Here is a 7,732-nt window from a genome sequence, read left to right on the forward strand (position 1 = left end):
CCAGGAGAGGACTCGAACCTCCACGATGTTGCCACCGCTAGGACCTGAACCTAGTGCGTCTACCAATTCCGCCACCTGGGCACGTTTCGCTTGTTGCTGCATCGCGAAAGAACGCAATTATAGCGTGTCCGAAGGGGCTGTCAACACAATTTCATCGACGATGATGAAAATTATCGCCCTTCACCGAACGGCTACTCATACACCGACCGGCTCCGCTCGCTTCGCAGCGAAATTCCAGCGCAGCGCCTGCCCCGTATCGACGCGTGTCGGCAGCAGTCCGGCGGCCAGGAACGTGTCGGCGATCTGCTGCTGCTCGCCGAAATTTTGGGGTGCCACCGCACGGACGAGATAACTACGCCGCGCGTTCGCGCGCGCGATCGTCGTCGCGTCGAGCCCCCAGATCGGTGCGAGGGTATTCGCGGCCTCCTGCGGGTGGTCGTGCAGCCACGTGCCGGACTGCGACAACTGGTCGAACAGGATCTGGACGACGTCAGGCCGCGCGGCGGCGAAACGGCTCGAAGCGAGGTAGTAGCGCTGGTACGACGCGAGTCCGTTGCCGTCGGCGAGAATCCGCACATCGGGATTTCGGACGACCGACGCGACATAGGGATCCCACGTGATCCACGCTGCCGCGCTCGAACGCCGCGCGGCCGTCCGCGGGCGTCAGGTAATGGATCGCCGCATCGGCAGACCCGAGCTTCGCACGTGCGAGCGCGGCAAGCAGCAGGTAATGGCTGCCGGCTGCCTTCGTGACCGCAATGCGCTTGCCCTTGAGATCGGCGAGCGTGCGCAGTGCGCCGTCCTGCTTGACGACGATCGCCTGCGCCTTCGGCGAAGGCGCTTCCTGAGCGACGTACACGAAACGCGCATGCGCGGCCTGCGCGAAGACCGGGACCGTATCGGCCACGTCGGCGCTGAAATCGACGGCGCCGACGTTGAGCGCTTCGGTCAGCGGCAATCCGCTCGCGAATTCATGCCACGACACGCGCAAGCCGAGCGGCGCCAGTGCCTGTTCAAGTGCGCCGCGCGTCTTGAGTAGCGTGATGAGCGTCGACGATTTCTGGTAGCCGATACGCAACACATCGGGTGCGTTCTCGGCGTGCGTTCGGACGCCGGCGGCAGTGAGGCCTGCGGCGAGCACCAAACACTGGTTTCAAGTAGTACCCGGAAGTCCAAAAACCCGCGTCCAGCCTAGCGCTGAAGCGGCTTTTTGTCTCCGGAAGTCCCGAGTGAGACCGGGGTACCCTAAAAATTTGGGGGTAAGACTCGGGGTATGACTTCGGGGATTAGGGGGTATGCCGTACTCCCGACGAACAATGAAAAGCAAACCTCTTGCCGACGCCAAGTGCCGCAACGCGAAGTTCGATGAGGCCGGGGGAAACAAACTCTTCGACGGTGGTGGCCTGTTTCTCGATCTGCGCTCCAGTGGTTCGAAGAAGTGGCGGCTCAAATACCGGTTCAATGGCAAAGAAAACCTGCTGACGTTCGGCGACGTCGCATCTCTGATGCTCGTTCGAGGCGTGACGACGCGAAGCCGTTGTTAGCGGAAGGGAAGAGCCCTGCGTTCGAGCGTGACGTCGGGAAACAGACTTGCGCCATAGCAGCACAGAACACCTTCGAGGCCGTCGCGCTGAAGTGGCACGAGGCGAAGCAAGCGACAGGGAGCGCTTCGCACGCGAACCGAGTCAAGAGGCAGCTTGACCGCGAGGTGTTTCCCTTGATCAGCCAGCGTCCGATTTCTTCGACCGGCGCACCGGATTTGCTCGCGGTCATTCGACGAATTGAAGGTCGAGAGGCGTTCGAGACGGCGCGCAAGACGTTGCAGACATGCCGCCAAGTGTTTCGCTATCCCAAGCTGACAGAAGTCAGTGCGATGTTGAATCGCAATCGTGATTACCTCAAGAGCCTTTGATCTCGACCGGGGGCCGGCGATGCAAGTCATCGGGGCGATGTTGCACATGACGGATCACAAGCCGCTCACCGGTCTCGACATCACGCAGTTTCGCCGCGCAGCTTCGGCGTCTTATGTAGCTCGACCCAGAAGCCGTTGAGTTGATCGTCTTGGACGTCGAACCGGCGCAGCCAACTTTCGGTTGCTACGACCGTATTGAGCAGAGGTGCAGTACTGTCCAGTGTTCCGTCTTGCAAGGTATCGACGTCATCCGCGATGATCGGCCGCAGTGCTCGATTCAAAATGACGTACGCGGCGGGCGGCGATACGGGTATGCCTGATCCATTGGAAACGCCGGATTGCGGTGCGACGCCGGCCTGAATGATTAAGCCCCCGTTGCCCAGCGGAATACGGGCGAACCAATCTGGCGGGAGTCCGAGCGCCGATGCGCCGCTGACAGCCGCGACCAGGTCCGCATCGAGCGCGTTGAGCCAGTCAACGGTCTTGATCTTCGTGTAGAGCTTGCGGACGGTCGAGCGCATCGGATCGCCGACGTCGATGCCAGGGCCGAAGCGGCGTGCGTAGAAATACTCGCTGGCTTCGTTCGGTCGCCGCCCCATTGGAGGCACGTTTACGGCTAGTCCACCATGGCCGCTGACTGTCGGTAGCGCCTCGGCGAACGTGCGGAACATCGCTTCGAATACGCGAGGGCGGTGCACGAGAAATGCGCGTGGTACCGTGAAGGCCACTCCGTCGAGTCCGCGTTTTCGTGCAGCCTTCTGTTCGCTAAGCACGAACACCGTAAATTCAAAGAACCCGGTGGCGAGCTTGTGCTCGGCACTGGTCATCGCGACCGCAAGGGTCTCGTCGGTGGGGATGCTTGTCGCGAGACTTTCGAATCCAGCAGACTTGTCGTATTGGATCGGCTCATCTCCCTCGGAATAGAACCAGCGCAGCGGCCCGGATTTCGACGGCGTCTGGCCGGCCGCCACTTCGAGCGCATGCTGATATTCCTCGATTGCCGCGCTGTACTGCTTGAAGCAGCGCACTAGCGCTTGCCGGACCTCCGGAGTGGAACCGTCTCGGAAGTAGAGCACGCCGCGTACTACAAGAGCAGCACCCGTGATCCCTTTTTGGTGCGCGGGCTCGTAAAGCCCGAAAGGCATGGTGTCCGCGCGTCGCGGATCTTTGGCCCAAGCTTCAATTTCGTCGTTTGTCATGGCGTCAAAGCGGGAGCGGGAATGCAGGCAGCGGGAAAGACGGCACGGTCGGGAGCGGTGGGCTTCCGGGTGCGCTGCTACTGTCGCCGAACAAGTCGTCAAGCTCGGATTGTCGCGCGGATTGCCTCGAGCGCGAAGTCGCCTTCTTGCCGTCGTCGTCGCCGCATCCGCAATCGGCCGCACCGAGGTGGACAAACTTCGACGGGCCGCCCGCGATTTCGATGTAGTCGTCTTCCTGATCGGGGCCGTAGCGGTCGCCAGGGAATTTCATTTCGACAACGGTTTTAATATTCGATTGCACGGGAGGTACCGCCGGATCGTACACGATGACGACGTCTGGGCGTCGGACGTCGCCTTTCTTGTATTTCTTACCCTTGCTGGGCCAGACATCCTTGAGCCATTTGCGGATGCCAGTGTTGGGCTCCAACGGTTCGTCATAGTCCATGATCGGCTCAGGTGGAGTTGTCGTCATATCGTACGGCTGTTCCGGACGGTATTCCGTCGGAATCCCTCCGTTCTCCAGCTTCGACGCCGCATTTTTTACACCCAGACGCATCTCGACGCACCGCTGCCGCTGGATAGACCCGGCTTTCGTCGCGACGCCGATTCGCCTGCACTCGCAGAACGTGTGACACAGAACCTGTCGATCTTTCGCGGAAAGTTTCTCGGCGTTTAAACCTACCGGTGTTGTCTGGCCAGTCGAGCTTGAGCCCCCAGTTGACGACCCAGGTGAATAACCGCGGCTCCTCGGGGAAGATTTGCCGCTCACGCTTCGCTCCCGGGCTGGCGGAACGAGAGCGATGACGCTTGGTGGCTGCTAATCCAATCAGTGTGGCCGCTAGCGTCGGTTTTGCCGGTGATGGTTTGGCCGTCCGCCGACGTTACCGTGTAAGGGTGATTTGGAATCGGTGCGCGTGTCTTGTCGTCAACGAGTTGGAAGCGGCCTCGATATCCACTATCGTCTTGGGAGGTTGTCTGCGTGACAACGCTTTTGCCCGTGCCGACCGAACCGCCGGCGCCCGAAGTCGGCTCTACCGTCGCCATGCCTTGCGACGCGATCAGCGTTGCACCGCATGCAGTCTTGTCGCCATCGGTCGCCACGGCCCGGCCGCCGAATGTCATGCTGCGAACGCGCACGCCGACGATCGGGTAGATGCCACTGCACTTGGGACACGAGACCATGTCTCCTTCTAGCGCGAGAGGCTTGCCGAAGACGATGTTGGTAGACGTGCAGGCGAGCACTCGGCCACCGTGCGAAGTCGTATCGCCTTCCCGAATGAACGCAGAACTCATGCCGAATCCTCTGTAGAAATTGCGAGAGGACTGTAGCACGCACCGCATAAGGGTAACTACCCTGTCAAAGTTGCCGGGAAGTTTCGCAGGTGAATGCTGCGGTGCGAATTTTGACTGTCCAAAGCCACTTTTCATTGAACGCAAGGCCGGCGTTTGCCATTGCATCGGGGAGGGCTGCGGCACGGGCGTTTCTTTGCGCGCAGCGTTCCAGACCGCGGGGAGCTACTCGACACAGCTGGCGTCATACGACCTATTCGCCAGCTATCTCCAACTTTGTCTCCCAGTAAATGTGCGTTTTGGAGATTCCCAGATCCTTGCCCCGCAAGGCTTCGTGGGTGAGTTGAGCATATATCTTCAAATCTCCAGAAGTTTTCGCTCCTGGGCGGCTGAGGTTCAGCGTCTTGCGCCACATTTTCCGCTCGGCGGGCTCATCCGCATGGGCTCAATCGATTGGGGGTTCATATTCCAATCGGTGATTCTCTTTTCTTTTTAGATCAATAGATTGGATGTGGATTGTTGATCCTGCGGCCGCGCGCGAATGCGCGGCGGTTCATCGACGTCATGGATCGTGCTCCCGGTCTGGTTCGTTGCATTGAAGCGAGCCGGCTAACGTACCAACGGGGCGGGCGGACGATAACCGATAAATTCTGCTATCGATCCGGCTGGCAGGCATAAGCGGGCGGAGGCGCCGGTGATCGCGGCGCGCCCGGACTTGTGCGGACAGCCGATCGATGTTTCCTGCTTGCATTTGATTGCATAGTCAAATATATTCATTGCAGAAAACGCAGAGTCAGCGATTGGCGTTGGCGCGGGCAGCACCCGCACGCCGCGCCGATCGCTTTTTTTCCTCATTTATCTGACTTGTCAGTTAATTTGCTCGGTGTTGCGGCGGCTGTTCGCGTGGCGCCCGATCAGAAGGACCTCCGATGAAACCGTCCGACAGCCCGGGTACGCCAGCGCCGCTGACCGGCGCCAGCTTCGCGCTGGGTACGCTCGCGGTGGCGCTCGCCACATTCATGAACGTTCTCGATTCGTCGATCGCCAACGTCGCGATTCCAACCATATCCGGCAATCTGGGGGTGTCCACCGACGAGGGCACGTGGGTCATCACGCTGTTCTCCGCGGCCAACGCGGTGTCGATCCCGCTGACCGGCTGGCTGACGCAGCGGGTCGGGCAGGTGAAGCTGTTCGTCTGGGCCATCCTGCTGTTCGTGCTGTCGTCGGCCGCGTGCGGGCTGGCACCCAACCTCACCACGCTCCTCGCGGCGCGGATCGTTCAAGGCGCCGTGGCCGGGCCGCTCGTGCCGCTGTCGCAGGCGTTGCTGCTGGCTTCGTTCCCGAAGGAGAAGAGTTCGAGCGCGCTCGCGCTGTGGGGCATGACGGCAACCGTCGGGCCGATTGCGGGCCCCGCGCTCGGCGGCTGGATCACGGACAACTACAGCTGGTCGTGGATCTTTTACATCAATGTGCCGGTCGGGTTGTTCGCCGCCGCCGTGATCTGGGCGCTCTATCGCAGCCGCGAGACGCCAGCCCGCAAGCTGCCGATCGACAAGGTCGGGCTGATCGCGCTGGTCGTATGGGTGGCCGCGCTGCAAGTCATGCTCGACAAGGGCAAGGATCTCGACTGGTTCAATTCGTCGACGATCTGGATCCTGACCATCGTGGCGGTGGTCGGCTTCGTGTTCTTCCTGATCTGGGAGTTGACCGAGGAGCGCCCGATCGTTGATCTCCGCCTGTTTGCACAACGAAATTTCCTTGGCGGAACGATGGCCATCTCGATTGCGTTTGCGGTGTTTTTCGCGAATCTCGTGATCCTGCCGCAATGGATCCAGGGCTCGCTCGGCTACCCGGTCATCAATGCAGGCCTCGTGACTGCACCGCTCGGCATCTTCGCGGTGCTCCTCGCGCCGTTGGTCGGCAAGGTGATGCCGAAATCGGACATGCGCGTGCTCGTCACGCTCGCATTTCTCGGATTCGCCGGCGTGTTTTTCATGCGCTCGCGCTATACGACGGGCATCGATACGTGGTCGCTCGTGTTGCCCACGTTGCTGCAAGGGATCCCGACGGCGTTCTTCATGACGCCGCTCACGTCGATCATCCTGTCGGGACTGCCGCCCGAGCGCATTCCGGCGGCCGCGGGCCTGTCCAATTTCGCGCGCGTGTTCATGGGCGCGGTCGGCACGTCGCTCGCGAGCACCGCATGGAACGACCGCACGATCCTGCATCATGCGCAACTGGCCGAGCAGGGCAGCGTGAACAACCCGATCTTCGCGAGCGCGCTCTCCAGCGTGCAGAGTGCGCTGGATGCGGGTACGCCGAAGGCGCTGACGTTCCTCGAGGCGACGCTGAATGCGCAGGCGACGATGCTGGGGCTGAACGACATTTTCTGGCTGTCGGCGGTGATCTTCGTGCTGATCATCCCGCTGGTCTGGGTGACGAAGCCGGGCAAGGGCGTGGCAGCCGGGGCGGCCGCGGCCGGCGGGCATTGAGCCAATGCGGGCGGCGCGCACGCGGGATTTCGCGTGCCTTGAAAAATCGTGATGTCGCAATTATTGTGTCGGTCAACAATATCCGACTCAGCGAGCATGATGGAACACTACACGCCGAAGAATTTCCTGCTCACCGAAAGCGTGGGGTTCGTGCTCGCGAAGGCGCGCAACCTGATCACGTCCGAGATGGATGCGGCATTGAGGGATCTCGATATCACGGCGCAGCAGATGGGCGTGCTGCTGTCCCTGCGGAGCGGCAGCGCGGCGACGCCTTTCGAACTGTCGAAGCTGCTCGGCGTCGACACCGGGCTGATGACGCGCTTGCTCGACAAGCTGGAGGGCAAGGGGCTCGTCGAGCGGTCGCGCAGCGTGAGCGATCGGCGGGTGGTGGACCTCGCGCTGACCGAAGCGGGGCAGGCGGTTGCCGCGCAGATTCCGGAGATCGCGCCGAAGGTGCTCAATGCCCGCTTGCGGAAATTTTCGAAGGCCGAGTTCGATGAACTGAGCCGGCTGCTGCGCAAGTTCATCGGCGAGTAAGCCGGGCGCTGTTAATACGGGCGCCGGAAATGAAGAAAGGCCGGCTGGAAGCCGACCTTTTCAAAAACAGATCGCGCCCAGGAAAGGACTCGATCACACATGCGCGACCCCGGCTGCGCTTGCAAGCGCAGCCTTTCGAGGCCTCGCGCAAAGCGCGCAGGTGCTTTTCTGGGCTGGTGTCAAGTCCTGGAATAGGTTGACAGTGTTCACCCGCTAAACGCCCGATGCACCGCATCGGGCGTTTTGTATTTGAGGGCGGCATGTGGCCGCTCGCAGTTGTAGATGTTCACCGACTGTTCGAC

General features: G+C 61.3%; 7 protein-coding genes and 1 pseudogene. 4 read left to right on the forward strand and 4 right to left on the reverse strand.

The genetic code is table 11. The features are described 5' to 3' along the window. Positions 1–195: 195 nt before the first annotated feature. A pseudogene (locus LGN19_RS39290) lies at positions 196–1,144 on the reverse strand (aliphatic sulfonate ABC transporter substrate-binding protein). A gap of 172 nt (positions 1,145–1,316) precedes the next feature. Between LGN19_RS39290 and LGN19_RS39295 the strand changes: the two are divergent. Beyond that, positions 1,317–1,544 (forward strand): Arm DNA-binding domain-containing protein, encoded by a 228-nt coding sequence (locus LGN19_RS39295; protein WP_226220212.1) that lies wholly within the window; start codon positions 1,317–1,319, stop codon positions 1,542–1,544. Continuing rightward, positions 1,538–1,912 (forward strand): tyrosine-type recombinase/integrase, encoded by a 375-nt coding sequence (locus LGN19_RS39300; RefSeq protein ID WP_226220214.1) that lies wholly within the window; start codon positions 1,538–1,540, stop codon positions 1,910–1,912. Before LGN19_RS39295 ends, LGN19_RS39300 begins: the two co-directional genes overlap by 7 nt. 80 nt (positions 1,913–1,992) lie before the next feature. On the opposite strand, the gene LGN19_RS39305 is transcribed toward LGN19_RS39300, so the two are convergent. Genes LGN19_RS39305 through LGN19_RS39315 form a run of 3 tightly spaced genes read right to left on the reverse strand, consistent with a single transcriptional unit; the run spans position 1,993 to position 4,404 of the window. Next, the gene (locus LGN19_RS39305; RefSeq protein ID WP_226220216.1) at positions 1,993–3,111 is read right to left on the reverse strand and encodes a DUF3396 domain-containing protein; all 1,119 of its coding nucleotides are present in this window, start codon (positions 3,109–3,111) and stop codon (positions 1,993–1,995) included. A gap of 4 nt (positions 3,112–3,115) precedes the next feature. Next, positions 3,116–3,880, reverse strand: a complete 765-nt coding sequence (locus LGN19_RS39310; RefSeq protein ID WP_413227277.1) for a VRR-NUC domain-containing protein — start codon at positions 3,878–3,880, stop codon at positions 3,116–3,118. Continuing rightward, entirely contained in the window at positions 3,877–4,404 is a 528-nt protein-coding gene (locus LGN19_RS39315; RefSeq protein WP_226220220.1) for a PAAR domain-containing protein, read from the reverse strand. The genes LGN19_RS39310 and LGN19_RS39315 overlap by 4 nt, the downstream gene beginning before the upstream one ends. Before the next feature lie 926 nt (positions 4,405–5,330). Here LGN19_RS39315 and LGN19_RS39320 point away from each other — a divergent pair. Continuing rightward, on the forward strand, positions 5,331–6,893 hold the full coding sequence (locus tag LGN19_RS39320; RefSeq protein ID WP_226220222.1) for a DHA2 family efflux MFS transporter permease subunit: 1,563 nt from the start codon (positions 5,331–5,333) through the stop codon (positions 6,891–6,893). Positions 6,894–6,992: 99 nt separating this feature from the next. Continuing rightward, positions 6,993–7,430: a MarR family winged helix-turn-helix transcriptional regulator gene (locus LGN19_RS39325; RefSeq protein ID WP_122945204.1), complete on the forward strand. Its 438-nt coding sequence runs from the start codon at positions 6,993–6,995 to the stop codon at positions 7,428–7,430. The last annotated feature ends 302 nt before the right edge of the window (positions 7,431–7,732 follow it).

Source organism: Burkholderia sp. AU30198, from assembly GCF_020419825.1.
Classification (GTDB): Bacteria; Pseudomonadota; Gammaproteobacteria; order Burkholderiales; family Burkholderiaceae; genus Burkholderia.

Excerpts from the sequence above, each read along its gene's own strand:
- LGN19_RS39295 (WP_226220212.1), top strand. The coding sequence starts at position 1,317 with ATGAAAAGCAAACCTCTTGCCGACGCCAAGTGCCGCAACGCGAAGTTC.
- LGN19_RS39305 (WP_226220216.1), bottom strand. The coding sequence starts at position 3,111 with ATGACAAACGACGAAATTGAAGCTTGGGCCAAAGATCCGCGACGCGCG.
- LGN19_RS39315 (WP_226220220.1), bottom strand. The coding sequence starts at position 4,404 with ATGAGTTCTGCGTTCATTCGGGAAGGCGATACGACTTCGCACGGTGGC.
- LGN19_RS39320 (WP_226220222.1), top strand. The coding sequence starts at position 5,331 with ATGAAACCGTCCGACAGCCCGGGTACGCCAGCGCCGCTGACCGGCGCC.
- LGN19_RS39325 (WP_122945204.1), top strand. The coding sequence starts at position 6,993 with ATGGAACACTACACGCCGAAGAATTTCCTGCTCACCGAAAGCGTGGGG.